A 17317-nucleotide genomic window follows, 5' to 3' on the forward strand; every position below is an offset into this window, starting at 1 on the left:
GAACCCAATGGCTTACACGAATTTCACCGTCGAAACCGACGCAGACGGCATAGCCCTCGTTACATGGGACATGCCCGGCAAGTCCATGAACGTCTTCACCGCCGAGATCCTGGAAGAGCTGAACGCCATCATCGACGCCACGGTTGCCGATGCAGCCGTCAAGGGCGTGGTCTTCACCTCGGGCAAATCCTCCTTCTCCGGCGGCGCCGACCTTTCGATGATCAAGTCGATGTTCTCCTTCTATCAGGATGAGAAGGCGAAAGACCCAGCGGCAGCCGCGCAAAAACTCTTCGATCTTGTGGGGCGCATGACGGGCCTGTTCCGCAAGCTCGAAACCTGCGGCAAGCCCTGGGTTTCGGCCATCAACGGCACTTGCATGGGCGGCGCTTTCGAGCTGTCGCTCGCCTGCCACGGCCGCGTCGCGTCCAGCGCCAAGAGCGTCAAGATCGCGCTGCCCGAAGTCAAGGTCGGCATCTTCCCCGGTGCCGGCGGCACGCAGCGTGTCTCGCGCCTGACGGATGCACAATCCGCCCTGCAGATGATGACGACGGGCCAGTCGCTGACGGCGGCTCGCGCCAAGGCTATGAACCTGGTGCATCAGGTTGTCGAGCCGGATCAGCTGATCCCGGCCGCCAAGCAGATGATCAAGGATGGCCTGAAGCCGGTAGCTCCCTGGGACGAAAAGGGCTTCAAGGCACCAGGCGGCGGCATCTGGACGCCGGCCGCAGCTCAGCTTTGGCCGGCAGCCCCGGCCATCCTGCGCCGCGAGACATCGGGCAATTATCCGGCAGCCCTCGCCATCCTCAAATGCGTCTATGAAGGCCTGCAGGTTCCCTTCGATACCGGCCTGAAGATCGAGCAGCGCTATTTCACCCATGTGCTGCAGACCACCGAAGCCTATTCGATGATCCGCTCGCTGTTCATCTCCATGCAGGAACTCGGCAAAGGCGCCCGCCGCCCGGCCGGCCAGCCGAAGACGGAGCTGAAGAAGGTCGGCGTGGTCGGCGCCGGCTTCATGGGAGCGTCTATCGCCTATGTCACCGCAGCAGCCGGCATCCCGGTCACGCTTATCGACCGCGATATCGAAGCCGCAACCAAGGGCAAGGGCGTCGGCGAGGGGCTGGTCAAGGATTCCATCGGTAAGGGAAGGCTGACGCAGGACGAAGGCGCAGCTCTGCTCTCTCGCATCACACCGTCGGCCGATTATTCGGATCTCAAGGATGCGGATCTCGTCATCGAAGCCGTGTTCGAGGATCGCGACGTCAAGAAGGCCGTCATCGAGGCCGTAGAGGCCGTGCTGCCGGCCGGCGCCGTCTTTGCCTCCAACACCTCGACGCTGCCGATCACCGGTCTTGCGAAGAATTCCAAGCGCCCGGCGGATTTCATCGGCGTCCACTTCTTCTCGCCGGTCGAGAAGATGATGCTGACCGAAGTCATTCTCGGCAAGGAAACCGGCGATCATGCGCTCGCCGTCGCACTCGATTACATCGCCGCCATCAAGAAGACGCCGATCGTCGTCAACGACACGCGTGGCTTCTTCGTCAATCGCTGCGTCTTCCGCTATATCCACGAAGCCTATGACATGCTGATCGAGGGCGTGCCCGCGGCCATGATCGAAAACGCCGCCAAGATGGCCGGCATGCCGGTCGGGCCTCTGGCGCTGAACGATGAAGTCGCCATCGACCTTTCCTACAAGATCCTGAAGGCGACGGTTGCCGATCTCGGCGGGAAAGCCGTCGACCCGCGTCACATGCAGCTGATCAGCGGTCTCGTCGAAGGTGAGGGTCGTTTGGGCCGGAAGAACTCCAAGGGCTTCTATGATTACCCGCCGAAGCCGGCGACGAAGTCGCTCTGGCCAGGCCTCAAGGATCTTTATCCGCAGAAGAAGGCAGATGAAGTCGATGTCGACGTGCTGAAGCAGCGCTTCCTCGTCACGATCGCGCTGGAAGCGGCCCGCACCATCGAGGAAGGCATCGTCACGGATCCGCGCGAAGCCGATGTCGGCTCCATCCTCGGCTTCGGCTTCGCACCTTACACCGGCGGCGCGCTGTCCTACATCGACGGCATGGGTGCGAAGGCTTTCGTGGAGCTCTGCGACAAGCTGGCGGCTGCCTACGGTCCGCATTTCCAGCCGACGGCGCTGCTCAAGGACATGGCCGCAAAGGGCGAGACCTTCTACGGCCGCTTCGATCCTTATGGTGCGAAGAAGGCGGCTTGAACCGGAGAGCTATTGCTTGCGAGAAATCATGGGCCGCCCTGTCAGGAGCGGCCCTTTTTGTTGATTGGTTCAGCGTAGATCAAAGGGCAATACGTAAGATTATGCTTACGCATTACCTAACGGCTTCTCTTGCCCCGCCCTCAGCGCAACGACGCCCCAGCCGATGAGCAGAAGGATCGCCGCCGCATAGATATCGGCAGCCTCGGCAAAGCCGAGCGCTTTCGACAGGAAGCCGGCGAGGATGGCGGGGACGCTGAAGGCGAGGTAGCTCTGAATGTAGAAGGCGGAGAGCAGCCCGGCGCGTTCGTCGGGCTTTGCCAGTGGCATGATGCTTCTGACCGTGCCGAGGAAAACCGCCCCGAAGCCCGCGCCGGCAATCACAGTTCCCAGGGCGAGGATCGACACTTCAGCCGCATGCATGCCGGCGATGATGGTCAGTATGCCGAGGCACATGGTTGGTATGCCGAACTTCATGATTGCGGCGGCGGATCGCTTACGCAACAGGAACACCGCGGCCGCGCCGCTGATCGTCAATGCCCCGACCACGGAGCCGCCGACCAACGGCGCCGTGCTGCCGGTCGTCGCAGTGACCAGGGAGGGCACCAGCGACAGATAGAAGCCGGCGAGCGCCCAGACGGCGATATTGATTGGCGTCAGCGCCAGCAGCGTCCGCCGCGCCTGCTGGGGAACGGCGACTTCCGGCTTCAGCGATGCGAGCACGCCGGCCCGTCGGCTTGTAGTCTCCGGCATCAGCCATAGCAGCGCGGCTTGCAGCGCCAGCAGGGCAAGCGTGACGATATAGACGAGTACGGTCGGGGCCGGCGCAAACTGGATCAGCAGGCTCGTACCGATCGCGCCGATCGCCATGCCCACAAGCGGGGCAAGGCTGTTGGTGATCGATCCCCTGATCGGATCGAGATCGACAAGGGCGGCACCGACGGAACTGACGGCGGTGCCCGTCGCGAAGCCCTGCACGAGGCGGGCGGCAATCAGCCAATCCGAACCCCTGGCCATTAAAAACAGGACTATCGCCACCATATTGAGCAGGATCGATGCGAAGATTACCGGCCGACGGCCGAGATGGTCGGAGATCGAGCCGACGATGAGGAGCGCGGCGAGAAGGGAGAAGGCGTAGACGGCGAAAATCACCGTAAGCAGCACCGGCGAAAAGGCAAAGGCCTGTTGATAAAGGCGGTAGAGAGGCGTCGGTGCCGACGAGGCGGCCAAAAACAAGGCGCTCGTTGCTGCATAATAGAAAGGCGCCAGGCGTCTGGCTGATGAAATCGGGGCGCTGGCGGTGGAATCGAGTTTGGGCATCGACTATATCCTACCTAAAGCTAAAAGATTGCGTTAGACGGATATAGGTGCCTGGCGTATAAAAGCAAATACTTTGCGTCAGTAGATGCCTTCGGTCATTCACGATCCGCAAAACGGGAAAAATTGGCAAGGGCTTATGGGCTACAGAGAAAATCCCCGCCCCGGCGGGCGCAGCGCCAGAGTGCAAGCGGCCGTGCATCAATCCGTCCGCGACATGCTGGCGACGATGGATCGCGCCGAGGTGACGATCCCGCTGATCGCACAGCGCGCCAATGTCACGCCGTCGACGATCTATCGCCGCTGGGGTGACCTTCAAAAGCTTCTGGCGGATGTTGCCGCCTCACGCCTGCAGCCTGAAGGCGAGCCCGCCAGGATTGGCAGCGCCCGGGAGGACCTGGAGGCCTGGGTCGAGCAATATGCCGATGAAATGGCCTCGGGAGTCGGACGGCAACTGCTGCGCGATGTTCTCGCGGTACCCGATAGCGCAAATGCGGAAAAATGCTGCACCTATACACGCTGCCAACTAAGCGTATTTATTGCGCGGGCGGAGGCGGCCGGCGAGTCCTTTCCGACTTTGGTGGAACTGATGGATCACGTCATCTCGCCGATCATCTATCGCATTCTCTTCGACCAGGCGCCCGGTCCTGACTACGCTCGCAAGCTCGTCGCGAAGGTGATGCGGGAGAATGCGGTCAGCGCTTGAAGCGCGGCCGACTATGCCGAACGACTCACCCGAGATCCCTGATGTACATCCAGGGGCCTCGGCTTGGTTGCTCGCAACTGACGAACAAGCTGCCGAATATATGCGCCCTAAAGTTGCTAATGCGGCGAAATTATCATGGGATATGCATGCCTGGACAAGGCTCCTGGTCGATTTGCTGTTGAAAAATAAGGCAAAAGATGGTGCTAATTATCAACAGTGAATTCAACGGCAACGCGAAGGGGACTGCTCAATGCTAAATGAATTCAAGGCATTTATCGCCCGCGGCAATGTCATGGATCTCGCAGTCGGCGTGATCATCGGCGGCGCTTTCGGCGGCATCGTGAAATCGCTGGTTGACGATATCATCATGCCGATCGTCGGTGCGATTTTCGGCGGCTTCGATTTTTCGAACTACTTCATCGGCCTTTCCTCGGCGGTCAACGCGCCGACGCTGGCAGCCGCCCGTGCCCAGGGGGCAGTCTTCGCTTACGGCAACTTCATCACCGTCCTCATCAACTTCCTCATCCTAGCCTGGATCATCTTCCTGATGGTCAAGGGCGTGAACACGCTGCGTGCCCAGCTTGAGCGCAAGGAAGAGAAGGTTGCCGAGGCAGCTCCGCCGCCGGCCGACGTTCAGTTGCTCACCGAAATCCGCGACCTTCTCGCCAAGCGGTGATAGGTCCAATTCAACCTCTTTCGAAGCCTCGGTGCAGGCGAGGACCGGGGCTCTATTCATCACCAAAATCGATCGGTCACTAAGGCAAAGTCATGGGATTTGTCCGCCGCTCTGCTTTATGAAGGCAGAAACCGGAGACTTTGCATGTCGATACTAGATAGCCTCAGCCCACGCGCGCTCGCAGCACCCGAAAGCGGGATCGTGGAAGTTGTCAACTATGCCCGCGGTCGTGAGGGGCTGCTGCCACTCTGGGTCGGTGAGGGCGATCTGCCGACGCCGGATTTCATCAACCGCGCCGCCATGGCCTCGCTCAACGCCGGCGAAACCTTTTACACCTGGCAGCGCGGTATTCCGGAACTGCGTCAGGCGCTCGCCGATTATTATGGCCGGCATTTCGGCACCTCGCTGCCGATGGAGAACTTCTATGTCGTCGGCTCCGGCATGCAGGCGATCCAGCTGTCCGTGCAGGCGATCACCGCTCCCGGCGACGAGATGGTCTATCTGTCGCCCGCCTGGCCGAACATTGCTGCGGCGCTCGAGATCGCAGGCGCCCGTTCCGTGCCGGTGCCGCTGCAGTTCGAGCATGGCAAATGGTCGCTCGATCTCAACCGGCTGGAAGCGGCGATTACGCCGAAGACCAAGGGCCTGTTCATCAATACCCCGTCTAACCCCACAGGCTGGACGGCGACACATCAGGATCTTCGCGATATCCTCGCTTTGGCGCGCAAGCATGATCTCTGGATCATGGCCGACGAAATCTATGCGCTCTACTATTATGCCGGCGGCCGCGCGCCGAGCTTCCTCGATGTCAAGGAAGCCGACGACAAGATTCTCTTCGTCAATTCTTTCTCGAAGAACTGGTCGATGACCGGCTGGCGTGTCGGCTGGATCGTCGCACCGGCCGAGCTCGGGCAGGTGATCGAAAACCTCGTGCAATATTCGACTTCCGGCGTCGCGCAGTTCATGCAGAGAGGCGCGGTTGCAGCGCTGAACGAGGGCGATGATTTCGTTCGCTCCAATATCGAAAAGGCCACTCGCTCGCGCGATATTCTCTGCGACGCGCTGATCGCCACCAATCGCGTACAGACGCTGAAGCCAGATGGTGCGCTCTATTCCTTCCTCAGAATCGACGGCGTCACCGACAGCCGCAAGGCCGCCATCGACATCGTCGACAAGACCGGCGTCGGCCTGGCACCCGGAACGGCCTTCGGTTTGGGCGGAGAGCTGTTCATGCGCGCCTGCTTCCTGCGCGATCCGGTGCAGGTGGCGGATGCCGCGGAAAGGTTGAGTAGGTATATTTTGAGTTTGTAGGAACGATCCGTGTGCTGCGGCTGACAGCGTTTGATTGGCTGGTCCCGTGCCCCCCTCTGTCGCTTTCGCGACATCTCCCCCACAAGGGGGGAGATTGGAAACTCACGGCAGCTTCTCACACCCAATGAACATCATATCTGCTGAAGCCGAAACCTCATTGTTTTGGTGGAGGGGGCAGCAATCTCCCCCTTGTGGGGGAGATGTCACGAAGTGACAGAGGGGGGTATGCACTCTCCGATATATGCGAGGCCTGCCGTCGCACACCCAATCCATAAAATCCTATCAAACCACGAAACACCCCTCTAACCATCCCCGCAATCTTTCCCGCCCCGCCTCCGGCTTTTAATCAATTTCGCAGGTGAAGCGGCCTCATATATCGCCGATAAGACTTGGCGGGGACGCGAAGAATGACTGTCTTGGTGACGGGCGGAGCCGGCTATATCGGCAGCCACATGGTCTGGAGATTGCTTGATGCGGGCGAGGACGTTGTTGTTCTCGATTGCCTTTCCACAGGCTTTCGCTGGGCAGTCCCGCCCTCGGCCCGCTTCTATCTCGGCGACGTCGCTGACGAGGCGCTGCTCAAAACGATTTTCGCCGAGAACGATATAGAAGCCATCATCCATTTCGCTGGCTCTGCCGTCGTGCCGATGTCGATTGAGGACCCGCTTGCCTATTACGAAAACAACACCGGCAAGACCCGCGCCCTGATGAGCGCCGCCGTGAGGGCCGGCATCCGCCATTTCGTCTTCTCGTCCACCGCTGCCGTCTATGGTCAGCAGCCCGCGGAAAGACCTGTTAGCGAAGATGTGCCGTTGCGGCCTGAATCCCCCTATGGTCAATCCAAGCTCATGTCCGAGCTGATGCTGCGCGATGCCGCCGCGGCCTATGATTTCCGCTATGTCGCGCTGCGTTACTTCAATGTCGCCGGCGCTGATCTAGAGGGAAGGGCTGGGCAGTCGACCGACGGTGCCACTCATCTCATCAAGGTCGCCTGCGAGGCGGCCCTCGGCCGCCGCCGCCAGGTGGATATCTACGGCACGGATTATCCGACGCATGACGGCACCGGCGTGCGCGACTATATCCACGTCAGCGACCTTGTTGAGGCGCATCTCGTGGCCTTGCGTCATCTGCGCGATGGCGGCCGCTCGCTGGTTGCCAATTGCGGCTATGGCCACGGTTACTCCGTGCTTGACGTGCTCAACATGGTCATGCGCATCCATGGCCGTTCCTTCCGCATCCATATCGCTCCGCGCCGGCCTGGCGATATGGCGAGCATTGTTGCGGACGCGACGCTCGCTCGTCGCGAGCTGGGCTGGGTTCCAAAACACGACAGCCTGGAAACGATCGTGCGTTCGTCGCTGGATTGGGAGCTTCGCCTCGTCGAACGGGCGAGCTTCGATGCCGCCGGGCTCGGCAAGATCTATGCTGCCCCGAGCACGCTATAGCCTGAAGCGATCTCAGTTCTCGGTTTTTCTCCAGGGACCCAGAAAGGCTGAAGCATTCTTGCGCACGGCTTCCGCCAGGAAGTCAATGACGGTGCGCACGCGTGGCGATTGGCGCAGATCGCGGTGGCAGGTGATCCAGTAGTGGCGCCTGAGATCCACCTCATGTGGCAGGACGACCTGCAGGTCCGGATGTTTGCCGGCGATGAAGAACGGCAGCACGCACAGCCCCTGGCCGTTCTTCGTCGCCGTCAGCTGCGCAAAGATGCTCGAGCTCTGGAATTGCGGCCTGATGCGCGGATGGACGTCATCGAGGTAATCCAGGCCCGGCGCGAAGATCATGTCTTCGATATAGCCGATGAAGGTGAAGTCAGGCAGGTCGTCGCGGCTTTCGATCGGCGGATGGCGGGCAAGGTAATTGCGCGATCCGTAGACCTGCAGATGGTAGTCCGTCAGTTTCTCGGTGAAGTAGGGTCCGGCCTTAGGCGGGTCGAGCACCACGACGATATCGGCCTCCTTGCGAGAGAGCGACATGATCTGCTGGATCGTGATCAACTCAAGCGAAATATTCGGATGTTTCGCAGTGAATTCCGGCAGAACGCCGGTGAAGAAGAAATTGGAAAACCCCTCCGGCGCGCTGATGCGCACCACGCCGCCTTGGGCTGCCGATCCCGTCGAAAGGTCGGTCCGCAGACGCTCGGTTTCCTGCTCCATTCTTTCGGCTGTGTCGACGAAGCGCTGGCCCATGCTGGTCAGCATATAGCCGCGCGGATTACGCTCGAAGAGCTTGACCTTCAAGGCGAATTCCAGCCGGTCGATACGACGCGAGACCGTGGCGTGGCTGGTACGCAGCTGTCGCGCCGCGGTCGAAAGCTGCCCCGTTCGCGCAACGGCGAGGAAGAACTGCAGATCGTCCCAGGTAAAATGCGGCGTGCGCTTCATGCATCCTCCTCTGTTCAAAAATGAACAGACCTTGTTTGGAATTAGTTGCAATCGCGACTTGCGTCAACGCGCGAATTCCGTGATCTTGCCTATCGGGAAAAGCCGTTTTGAGGAAAGCGGCTGGCCAATTTTGAACAGATTCGTTTTTGCCAAATCTCTGGGAGGAGAGGATATGCGAAAGAGTCTTATTGCGTCCCTTGCATTTCTGCTTGCAGCCGGCACCGCGGCTTTCGCCGCCGGCCCGTCCGATGGTGTCGTCAAGATCGGCATCCTCAACGACCAGTCCGGAGTTTATGCGGATTTCGGCGGCAAGTCGTCTGTGGCGGCCGCCAAGATGGCTGCCGAGGATTTCGGCGGCAAGGTTCTCGGCGTGCCGATCGAGATCGTCGATGCCGATCACCAGAACAAGCCCGATATCGCTTCCAATATCGCCCGCCAATGGTATGACCAGGACAAGGTCGACGCCATCATGGAGTTGACGACCTCGTCGGTCGCGCTCGCCGTGCAGGCGGTCGCCAAGGAAAAGAAGAAGATCGATATCGTCACCGGCGCTGCCACGACCGATCTCACCGGCAAGCAATGCTCGCCCTATGGCTTCCACTGGGCCTATGACACGCATGCTCTGGCCGTCGGTACCGGCGGCGCGCTCGTCAAGCAGGGTGGCGACACCTGGTTCTTCCTGACAGCCGACTATGCTTTCGGCTATTCGCTCGAGCAGCAGACCAGCGATTTTGTCAAGGCAAGCGGCGGCAAGGTGCTCGGCTCCGTCCGTCACCCGTTGTCGACCAATGACTTCTCTTCCTTCCTGCTGCAGGCACAGTCGTCGGGCGCCAAGGTTATCGGCCTCGCCAATGCCGGCCTCGACACGTCAAACGCCATCAAGCAGGCGTCCGAATTCGGCATCACCCAGGGTGGCCAGCATCTGGCGGCACTGCTCTTCACGCTTGCCGAAGTCCATGGCCTCGGCCTGCAGGCGGCGCAGGGGCTGACGCTGACGGAAGGCTATTACTGGAACCTCGACGACAAGAGCCGCGAATTTGGCAAGCGTTTTTTTGCCCGCACCGGCAAGATGCCGAACATGATCCATGCCGGCACCTATTCCGCTGTGATGCAATATCTGAAGGCCGTGCAGAAGGCCGGCACGGATGATACCGACGCCGTTGCCAAGCAGCTGCATGAGATGCCGGTTGATGATTTCTTCGGCCGCGGCGGTACGGTCGGCGCCAACGGCCGCATGATCCACGACATGTATCTGCTGCAGGTCAAGAAGCCCGAAGAGAGCAAGGAGCCGTGGGATTACTTCAACGTGCTGGCGACGATCCCCGGCAAGGAAGCCTATATCGATCCGGCCAAAAGCGGCTGCGACCTCGTCAAGCAATAGGGCTTGGACCAGCTCATGGCGATGGCCGCGACACATCCGCATGAAGAGCCCCGGGTGGTCTTATCCGCCCGGGGACTGCGTCGCGATTTCGGCGGCTTCACCGCCGTCAAGAATGTCGATCTCGATGTACATCACGCGCAGGTCCACGCTTTGATCGGCCCGAACGGCGCCGGCAAGACGACGGTTTTTAATCTGCTCACCAAATTCCTGCAGCCGACGCATGGCACGATCACGCTGCTCGGCACCGATATCACCAGGACAAGACCTGATAAGGTTGCGCGCATGGGTCTCGTGCGCTCCTTCCAGATTTCCGCTGTTTTCCCGCATCTGACGGTACTGGATAATGTCCGCGTCGCCTTGCAGCGGCCGAGCAATCTCGCTCACCAGTTCTGGCGGCCGCTATCCGCTCTCGACAGCCTCAATGCCCGCGCCGAACAGCTCATCGCCTCTGTCGGTCTGTCGAAGGAGCGTGATGCTGTAGCAGCCGATCTTTCCTACGGCCGCAAGCGCGTACTGGAGATCGCGACCACGCTCGCTCTCGATCCGAAGGTGCTGCTGCTCGACGAGCCGATGGCCGGCATGGGCCTGGAGGACGTAAACACCGTCTCTGCTATCATCCGCGATGTGGCGCGTGACAGGGCGGTCCTCATGGTCGAGCACAATCTCTCGGTCGTTGCCGATATCTGCCATCATGTCACTGTGCTGCAGCGCGGCGAGATCTTGGCTCAAGGCGATTATGCCGCGGTGAGCCGGGATCCGCGCGTCCGCGAAGCCTATATGGGCACGGAGGAGGCTTGACCATGGCGCCGCTTCTGGACGTTCAGGGACTCAATGCCTGGTATGGTGAAAGTCACATCCTGCATGGCGTCGATATGCGCGTGGGTGAGGGGGAAACCGTTACCATTCTCGGCCGCAACGGCGTCGGCAAGACGACGACATTGCGCACCATCGTCGGCATCGTCCGCGCCCGCAAGGGCAGGATCACCTTTGCCGGCAAGGACATGATGCAGGTGCCGCTGCACAAGACGGCGCATCAGGGTATCGGCTTCGTGCCGGAAGAGCGCGGCATCTTCTCGACGCTTAGCGTCTATGAAAACCTGATGCTGCCGCCGGTCGTCGCCGCTGGTGGTATGACTCTCGACGAGATCTTCGAGCTGTTCCCCAACCTGCATGAGCGGCGCAATAGCGTCGGTACAAGGCTTTCCGGCGGCGAACAGCAGATGCTTGCCATGGCCCGCATCCTGCGCACCGGCGTCCGTATGCTGCTGCTTGACGAACCGACCGAGGGCCTTGCCCCGGTCATCGTTCAGCGCATCGGCGAAGTCCTGCAGAAGCTGAAAGGCCGTGGCATGACCATCTTGCTCGTCGAGCAGAATTTCCGCTTCGCCAGCCGCATCGCCGATCGCTTCTATGTGATGGATCACGGCCAGATGGTCTCGGAGTTCCCGGTCGGCGAGCTTTCCGAGCGCATGGATATGCTCCACAAGGTTCTGGGGGTCTGAACATGACGACGATATTCGGCATCCCCGCCCAAGCTCTTCTCGGTCAATTGCTGATCGGGCTGATCAATGGCTCCTTCTATGCATTGCTGAGCCTTGGCCTCGCGATCATCTTCGGCATGCTGCGAGTCATCAATTTCGCCCATGGCGCGCTCTATATGCTCGGCGCCTTCACCGCCTATCTGCTGCTTTCCTATGCCGGCATCGGCTATTGGCCGGCCCTCGTTTTGGCACCGCTGATCGTCGGTCTGTTCGGCGCGCTGGTGGAAAGGCTCTGCCTGCGCCGGCTCTACGGGATCGATCCGCTCTATGGCCTGCTCTTCACCTTCGGCATGGCCCTGACCATCGAAGGAACCTTCCGCTATCTCTACGGCTCCTCCGGTCAACCCTATGCCGTTCCGACGGAGCTGGCGGGCGCAAGAAATATCGGCTTCATGTTCCTGCCCGTCTATCGCGGCTGGGTGGTCATTGCCTCGCTGGTCGTCTGCATCGGCACTTGGCTGCTGATCGAAAAGACCAAGCTTGGCGCCTATCTGCGCGCCGCGACCGAGAATTCCACGCTCGTCCAGGTTTTCGGCGTTAACGTGCCGGTGCTTCTGACGCTGACCTACGGCTTCGGGGTGGCGCTTGCTGCCTTCGCCGGCGTGCTGGCCGCACCGATCTATCAGGTCTCGCCGCTGATGGGCTCGAATATGATCATCATCGTCTTCGCCGTCGTGGTCGTCGGCGGCATGGGCTCGATCATGGGAGCGATCGTGACAGGCTACATGCTCGGGATCGCCGAAGGCCTCACCAAGGTCTTCTATCCGGAAGCTTCCAACATCGTCATCTTTGTCATCATGGCAATCGTGCTGCTTCTGAGGCCGGCGGGTCTCTTCGGTCGGGAGGCGTGATATGGCTGGATTGATCAGCTTGAGTTCCAAGGAGCGTCCGAAGCTTTCCGTGCAGAAGCTGTTGCTGATCCTCGGCCTTGTCGGCCTGATCTGGGCGCCATTCTTCATCTACCCGATCTTCGTCATGAAGGTGCTCTGCTTCGCGCTGTTTGCCTGCGCCTTCAATCTGTTGCTCGGCTATGCCGGCCTGCTCTCCTTCGGTCACGCCACCTTCTTCGGCGGGGCCGCTTATTTCACGGCCCATGCGGTGAAGGAGTGGGGCCTGCCGCCCGAACTCGGCATCCTGATCGGCGTCGCCGGCGCGTCGCTGCTCGGCCTCATCATGGGCTTCGTCGCCATCCGCAGGCAGGGCATCTATTTCGCCATGATCACGCTGGCGCTCTCCTACATGTTCTATTTCTTCTGCCTGCAGGCGGCATTTACCCATGGCGAGGATGGCATTCAGTCGGTACCGCGCGGCTATCTCCTCGGCGTTCTCGATCTCAACAACTCCTTCAACATGTATTATTTCGTTCTCGCCATTTTCCTGATCGGCGTGCTGATCATCTGGCGTTTCATCAATTCGCCCTTTGGCATGATCCTGAAGTCGATCCGTGAGAACGAGCAGCGGGCGATCTCGCTCGGCTATTCCGTGGCGCGCTACAAGCTTGGCGCCTTCGTCATGTCTGCGGCCCTTGCCGGGCTGGCAGGGGCGGTCAAGGCGCTGGTCTTCCAGTTCGCGACGCTCACCGATGTCGCCTGGCAGATGTCCGGCGAGGTCATTCTCATGACGCTCCTCGGCGGCATCGGCACGCTGATCGGCCCGATTTTCGGCGCGGGGTTCGTGGCGACGCTGGAAAACTATCTCGCCACGTCGGAATTCCCCGTCACCATCATCACCGGCATCGTCTTCATGGTTTGCGTCCTGCTCTTCCGCCGCGGGGTTATCGGCGAATTCTATGCCTCGCGGCTGGGACGGAAGCTGGGGTTTGAATATCGGCGGTAATGATCAAACCTATGCGTACTTGTTGTGCACCCCCTCACCCCAGCCCTCTCCCCGAGGGGAGAGGGGGAACTGTCTTTGACGATCATCGGATACGGGGCCGAGGCAAATGCCGAAATAGTCCCCTCTCCCCCTCGGGGAGAGGGTTAGGGTGAGGGGGCATGCCAATGGACCGCTTTGACTACATCATCATCGGGGCCGGCAGTGCCGGATGCGTGCTGGCAAACCGGCTTTCGGCCGATCGCAACAACAGGGTGCTGCTGCTGGAAGCCGGCGGCAACGATAATTACCACTGGATCCACATCCCGGTCGGCTATCTCTATTGCATCAACAATCCCCGCACCGATTGGTGCTTCACCACATCGCCGGAAGCGGGCTTGAATGGCCGGTCGCTGAATTACCCGCGCGGCAAGGTGCTCGGCGGCTGCTCCTCGATCAACGGCATGATCTACATGCGCGGCCAGGCGCGAGACTATGATCTCTGGCGCCAACTCGGCTGCGCGGGCTGGGGCTGGGACGATGTGCTGCCCTATTTTATCAAGTCCGAGGATCATTATCGCGGCAAGGATGAGATGCACGGCGCCGGTGGCGAATGGCGCGTCGAGAAGGCGCGCGTGCGCTGGGCCGTGCTCGACGCCTTCCAGGCCGCCGCCAAAGAGGCCGGTATCCCCGAAACGGCGGATTTCAATCGCGGTAACAATGAAGGTTCCGGCTATTTCGACGTCAACCAGCGCGCCGGCATCCGCTGGAACACCACGAAAGCCTTCCTGCGTCCGGCGATGAAGCGCGGCAATCTCACCGTCTATACCAAGGCACAGGTCCGCCGCCTGATCGTCGAGGGCGATGCCGTGACCGGCGTCGAGTTCCAGCATGATGGCGTGGCGAAACGCGCCTATGCGAACAACGAGACGGTGCTATCGGCCGGTTCCATCGGATCGCCGCATATTCTGGAGCTGTCAGGCATCGGCGACGGCGAGGTGCTGAGCAAAGCCGGTATCGACCTCGTCCGCGAGGTCCGGTCCGTCGGCGAGAATCTGCAGGATCATCTGCAGCTGCGCCTTGCCTACAAGGTGACCGGCGTGCCCACGTTGAACGAGAAGGCCACGAAGCTGATCGGCAAGGCTGCGATCGGCCTCGAATATTTGGTTCGCCGTTCAGGCCCCATGGCGATGGCGCCGAGCCAGCTCGGCATCTTCACGCGCTCCGGGCCGGACAAGGAAACGCCCGACCTGCAATATCATGTGCAGCCGGTCTCGCTCGACAAGTTCGGCGATCCCGTCCACCCCTTTCCTGCTATCACCGCCAGCGTCTGCAATCTGCGACCCGAAAGCCGCGGCTCGGTGCATGTGCGCAGCCCCGATTTCGCCATGCAGCCGGCCATCAGCCCGAATTATCTTTCGGCGGCACGGGACCGGGAGATAGCCGTACGCTCCATTCGCCTGACGCGGCGGATTGTGGCGCAGCCTTCCTTTGCCCGGTTCAGACCGGAGGAGTTCAAGCCCGGGCCGACCTACGAAACCGATGCGGACCTGGAGCGTGCCGCCGGCGATATCGGCACAACGATTTTCCATCCGGTCGGTACATGCCGCATGGGCGGCGATGCGCAAAGCGTCGTCGATCCGCGCCTGCGGCTCAGGGCGTTGGCAAGACTGCGCATCGCCGATGCGTCCGTCATGCCGTCGATCACGTCGGGCAATACCAATTCGCCAACCATCATGATCGCCGAAAAGGCAGCCGAAATGATCCTTGCCGACAATAGATGAATCCCTGAGGATCGATGGCAGCAGGGACAGGAGATTTGCATGGATAGCACGGACGAAGTCATCATCGAGCGGCGCGGATCGGCTGGCATCATCAGGCTCAACCGCCCGAAGGCGTTGAACAGCCTGACATTGCCGATGGTGCGGGTCATCGCGCCAGCCCTGGAGCGTTTCGCCGCCGATCCGGCGATTGCGAGCGTCATCGTTCTGGGCGAGGGGGAGCGTGGTTTCTGCGCTGGCGGCGATATCCGCCTGCTGCATCAGAGCGGCAAGGACGGCTCCGATGAAGCGGAAACCTTCTGGCGCGAGGAATTCCTGCTCAACCACGCCATCTCGCGCTATCCCAAACCTTATGTGGTGCTGATGGATGGCATCACCATGGGCGGCGGCGTCGGACTTTCGGCGCATGGCAGCCATCGCATCGTTACCGAGCGCACGCGCCTTGCCATGCCCGAGACCGGTATCGGTTACTTCCCGGATGTCGGCGCCACATGGCTGTTGCCGCGAGCGCCGGGCGAAGCAGGGACCTGGATGGGGCTGACCGGCCTTGCGATCGGCGCCGCAGATGCGATCCATGCCGGTTTTGCCGATCACTGCGTTTCGTCCGAGGAGCTGCCGGCTCTGGTCGATGCAGTCGCCTCACTCCCCCTCTCGGTCTCTGCCGCAGACGTGCATGCACTGATCAAGACAATGGCGATGGATGCGGGCGAAAGCCGGCTTGCGGCAAACCGCGATGTGATCGACCGCGCCTTTTTCGGCGATACGGTTGAAGGCATCCTGCAGTCATTGGCGAGCGAACCCTCGGAGTTTGCCGCTGAGGCCGTCGGCGCGCTCGCCAGCCGCTCGCCGACGAGCTTGAAGTTGACGCTGCGGCTGCTCAGGGCAGGGCGGGCGAGTGCCGATCTTGCCGAATGCCTCAATCGGGAACTCGGCGCCTGCAAGGGCATATTGTATAATCACGATTTCTACGAAGGCGTGCGCGCTGCCGTCATCGACAAGGACCGCAATCCGAAATGGTCTCCGGCGAGCCTTGCCGAAGTGACGGCGGATGCCATCGACCGCTTCTTCATACCGGCGCAGCCACCGCTTTTCGCAAGATAACCGATCATGGGAGGAAAACATCATGACACGGATCGCCTTCATCGGCCTCGGCAATATGGGAGGCCCGATGGCCGCCAATCTCGTCAAGGCCGGCCACGCCGTCACAGGATTCGACCTTTCGCATGATGTGCTGAAGGCAGCCGAAGCATCGGGGGTAAAGCCTGCCAGCGTGCTCACCGAAGCCCTGGCGGATGCAGAGGTGGTCGTGACCATGCTGCCGAAGGGCCAGCATGTCCTCACCGTCTGGACCGACGTGCTGCGCTCCGTGCCCAAGGGGACCCTGTTGATCGACAGCTCCACCATCGATGTCGATAGCGCCCGCAAGGCGCATGCCATGGCAGGGGATGCCGGTTGCCTTTCGCTCGATGCGCCCGTTTCCGGCGGCACTGGAGGCGCGGCAGCGGGAACGCTGACTTTCATGGCCGGCGGCTCGGTGGAGAGCTTTGCTGCCGCCAAGCCGTTGCTCGAGGTGATGGGCAAGAAGATCGTCCATTGCGGCGATGCCGGCGCCGGCCAGGCCGCGAAGATCTGCAACAACATGATCCTCGGTATCTCGATGATCGGCGTCTGCGAGGCCTTCGTGCTTGGCGAAAAGCTCGGCCTCTCGCATCAGGCTCTCTTCGATGTCGCCTCGACGTCGTCGGGCCAATGCTGGTCGATCAATACTTACTGCCCGGTGCCTGGCCCGGTACCAACCTCGCCCGCCAATAACGACTACAAGCCCGGCTTTGCGACAGCTCTGATGCTCAAGGACCTGCGCCTGTCGCAGGAGGCAGCTCTGTCGAGCGGTGCATCGACGCCCCTGGGCGCGGAGGCGGCGCAACTTTACGCGCTCTTCGAAAAGCTCGGCAATGGCGGTCGCGATTTTTCGGCGATCATCGAGATATTTCGCGAGGCGAAGTGAGGATTGCCGGATGGTCAGACGGGGCAGGGCTGCCCTTCACCCCGACCCTCTCTCCGCAGGCGGCAGGGGTATCGCATATGAGCGGAGATCACCGCCGTCCCCCTTCTCCCCAGCGGGGAGAAGGTGCCGCCAGGCGGATGAGGGGGTGCCCGCCAAGACCACCAAAATCCATGAATTCAAATCGATAA

16 protein-coding genes are annotated in these 17317 nt (G+C 61.0%); 14 read left to right on the forward strand and 2 right to left on the reverse strand.

Going from position 1 to position 17317, the window contains the following annotated elements; translation table 11 throughout:
- Nucleotides 1–7 precede the first annotated feature (7 nt).
- Complete coding sequence (locus I8E17_RS01075) at nt 8–2218, forward strand: 3-hydroxyacyl-CoA dehydrogenase NAD-binding domain-containing protein (protein WP_069611270.1); 2211 nt, start codon at nt 8–10, stop codon at nt 2216–2218.
- Nucleotides 2219–2323: 105 nt separating this feature from the next.
- Here I8E17_RS01075 and I8E17_RS01080 read toward each other — a convergent pair whose 3' ends face one another.
- Nucleotides 2324–3535, reverse strand: coding sequence for an MFS transporter (locus I8E17_RS01080; RefSeq protein WP_069611271.1), 1212 nt, complete (start codon nt 3533–3535; stop codon nt 2324–2326).
- A gap of 136 nt (nt 3536–3671) precedes the next feature.
- Here I8E17_RS01080 and I8E17_RS01085 point away from each other — a divergent pair, with 136 nt between their 5' ends.
- The 5 genes from I8E17_RS01085 to galE all read left to right on the forward strand — a co-directional run bounded on the left by I8E17_RS01085 (nt 3672) and on the right by galE (nt 7670).
- Nucleotides 3672–4238, forward strand: a complete 567-nt coding sequence (locus tag I8E17_RS01085) for a TetR-like C-terminal domain-containing protein (protein ID WP_069611272.1) — start codon at nt 3672–3674, stop codon at nt 4236–4238.
- Nucleotides 4239–4251: 13 nt separating this feature from the next.
- Nucleotides 4252–4458, forward strand: a complete 207-nt coding sequence (locus I8E17_RS01090; RefSeq protein WP_219510995.1) for a hypothetical protein — start codon at nt 4252–4254, stop codon at nt 4456–4458.
- 30 nt (nt 4459–4488) lie between these two features.
- On the forward strand, nt 4489–4914 hold the full coding sequence (gene mscL, locus I8E17_RS01095; protein ID WP_069611273.1) for a large conductance mechanosensitive channel protein MscL: 426 nt from the start codon (nt 4489–4491) through the stop codon (nt 4912–4914).
- Nucleotides 4915–5058: 144 nt separating this feature from the next.
- Nucleotides 5059–6225, forward strand: a complete 1167-nt coding sequence (locus I8E17_RS01100; protein ID WP_069611274.1) for a pyridoxal phosphate-dependent aminotransferase — start codon at nt 5059–5061, stop codon at nt 6223–6225.
- Between the two features lie 407 nt (nt 6226–6632).
- Nucleotides 6633–7670: a UDP-glucose 4-epimerase GalE gene (gene galE, locus I8E17_RS01105; protein WP_069611275.1), complete on the forward strand. Its 1038-nt coding sequence runs from the start codon at nt 6633–6635 to the stop codon at nt 7668–7670.
- Nucleotides 7671–7682: 12 nt separating this feature from the next.
- Here the strand turns inward: galE and I8E17_RS01110 are convergent, their stop codons facing one another.
- Nucleotides 7683–8609, reverse strand: coding sequence for a LysR family transcriptional regulator (locus I8E17_RS01110; RefSeq protein ID WP_113367278.1), 927 nt, complete (start codon nt 8607–8609; stop codon nt 7683–7685).
- Between the two features lie 172 nt (nt 8610–8781).
- On the opposite strand from I8E17_RS01110, the gene I8E17_RS01115 reads away from it, so the two are divergent.
- From I8E17_RS01115 to mmsB, 8 genes are all read left to right on the forward strand, one after another.
- On the forward strand, nt 8782–9990 hold the full coding sequence (locus I8E17_RS01115; RefSeq protein WP_069611277.1) for an ABC transporter substrate-binding protein: 1209 nt from the start codon (nt 8782–8784) through the stop codon (nt 9988–9990).
- Nucleotides 9991–10005: 15 nt separating this feature from the next.
- A complete protein-coding gene (locus I8E17_RS01120) occupies nt 10006–10788 on the forward strand; it encodes an ABC transporter ATP-binding protein (protein ID WP_069611390.1) in 783 nt (260 codons plus the stop codon).
- A gap of 2 nt (nt 10789–10790) precedes the next feature.
- The gene (locus I8E17_RS01125) at nt 10791–11492 is read left to right on the forward strand and encodes an ABC transporter ATP-binding protein (RefSeq protein ID WP_069611278.1); all 702 of its coding nucleotides are present in this window, start codon (nt 10791–10793) and stop codon (nt 11490–11492) included.
- Nucleotides 11493–11494: 2 nt separating this feature from the next.
- A complete protein-coding gene (locus I8E17_RS01130; RefSeq protein ID WP_069611279.1) occupies nt 11495–12382 on the forward strand; it encodes a branched-chain amino acid ABC transporter permease in 888 nt (295 codons plus the stop codon).
- A gap of 1 nt (nt 12383) precedes the next feature.
- On the forward strand, nt 12384–13367 hold the full coding sequence (locus tag I8E17_RS01135; RefSeq protein ID WP_069611280.1) for a branched-chain amino acid ABC transporter permease: 984 nt from the start codon (nt 12384–12386) through the stop codon (nt 13365–13367).
- 164 nt (nt 13368–13531) lie between these two features.
- Nucleotides 13532–15127 carry a GMC family oxidoreductase N-terminal domain-containing protein gene (locus tag I8E17_RS01140; RefSeq protein WP_069611281.1) on the forward strand — a complete coding sequence of 532 codons (1596 nt, stop codon included), beginning with the start codon at nt 13532–13534 and terminating at the stop codon, nt 15125–15127.
- A 39-nt stretch (nt 15128–15166) separates the two neighbouring features.
- Nucleotides 15167–16225, forward strand: coding sequence for an enoyl-CoA hydratase/isomerase family protein (locus tag I8E17_RS01145; protein WP_069611282.1), 1059 nt, complete (start codon nt 15167–15169; stop codon nt 16223–16225).
- Between the two features lie 22 nt (nt 16226–16247).
- The gene (gene mmsB / locus I8E17_RS01150) at nt 16248–17129 is read left to right on the forward strand and encodes a 3-hydroxyisobutyrate dehydrogenase (protein ID WP_069611283.1); all 882 of its coding nucleotides are present in this window, start codon (nt 16248–16250) and stop codon (nt 17127–17129) included.
- The last annotated feature ends 188 nt before the right edge of the window (nt 17130–17317 follow it).

This window comes from Rhizobium sp. AB2/73, from assembly GCF_020871915.1.
In the GTDB taxonomy this organism is placed as follows: Bacteria; Pseudomonadota; Alphaproteobacteria; order Rhizobiales; family Rhizobiaceae; genus Rhizobium; species Rhizobium dioscoreae.

Bases quoted from the DNA above. Each gene is read 5' to 3' on its own strand.
- I8E17_RS01075 (WP_069611270.1), top strand. From the start codon at position 8: ATGGCTTACACGAATTTCACCGTCGAAACCGACGCAGACGGCATAGCC.
- I8E17_RS01080 (WP_069611271.1), bottom strand. From the start codon at position 3,535: ATGCCCAAACTCGATTCCACCGCCAGCGCCCCGATTTCATCAGCCAGA.
- I8E17_RS01085 (WP_069611272.1), top strand. From the start codon at position 3,672: ATGGGCTACAGAGAAAATCCCCGCCCCGGCGGGCGCAGCGCCAGAGTG.
- I8E17_RS01090 (WP_219510995.1), top strand. From the start codon at position 4,252: ATGCCGAACGACTCACCCGAGATCCCTGATGTACATCCAGGGGCCTCG.
- mscL (WP_069611273.1), top strand. From the start codon at position 4,489: ATGCTAAATGAATTCAAGGCATTTATCGCCCGCGGCAATGTCATGGAT.
- I8E17_RS01100 (WP_069611274.1), top strand. From the start codon at position 5,059: ATGTCGATACTAGATAGCCTCAGCCCACGCGCGCTCGCAGCACCCGAA.
- galE (WP_069611275.1), top strand. From the start codon at position 6,633: ATGACTGTCTTGGTGACGGGCGGAGCCGGCTATATCGGCAGCCACATG.
- I8E17_RS01110 (WP_113367278.1), bottom strand. From the start codon at position 8,609: ATGAAGCGCACGCCGCATTTTACCTGGGACGATCTGCAGTTCTTCCTC.
- I8E17_RS01115 (WP_069611277.1), top strand. From the start codon at position 8,782: ATGCGAAAGAGTCTTATTGCGTCCCTTGCATTTCTGCTTGCAGCCGGC.
- I8E17_RS01120 (WP_069611390.1), top strand. From the start codon at position 10,006: ATGGCGATGGCCGCGACACATCCGCATGAAGAGCCCCGGGTGGTCTTA.
- I8E17_RS01125 (WP_069611278.1), top strand. From the start codon at position 10,791: ATGGCGCCGCTTCTGGACGTTCAGGGACTCAATGCCTGGTATGGTGAA.
- I8E17_RS01130 (WP_069611279.1), top strand. From the start codon at position 11,495: ATGACGACGATATTCGGCATCCCCGCCCAAGCTCTTCTCGGTCAATTG.
- I8E17_RS01135 (WP_069611280.1), top strand. From the start codon at position 12,384: ATGGCTGGATTGATCAGCTTGAGTTCCAAGGAGCGTCCGAAGCTTTCC.
- I8E17_RS01140 (WP_069611281.1), top strand. From the start codon at position 13,532: ATGGACCGCTTTGACTACATCATCATCGGGGCCGGCAGTGCCGGATGC.
- I8E17_RS01145 (WP_069611282.1), top strand. From the start codon at position 15,167: ATGGATAGCACGGACGAAGTCATCATCGAGCGGCGCGGATCGGCTGGC.
- mmsB (WP_069611283.1), top strand. From the start codon at position 16,248: ATGACACGGATCGCCTTCATCGGCCTCGGCAATATGGGAGGCCCGATG.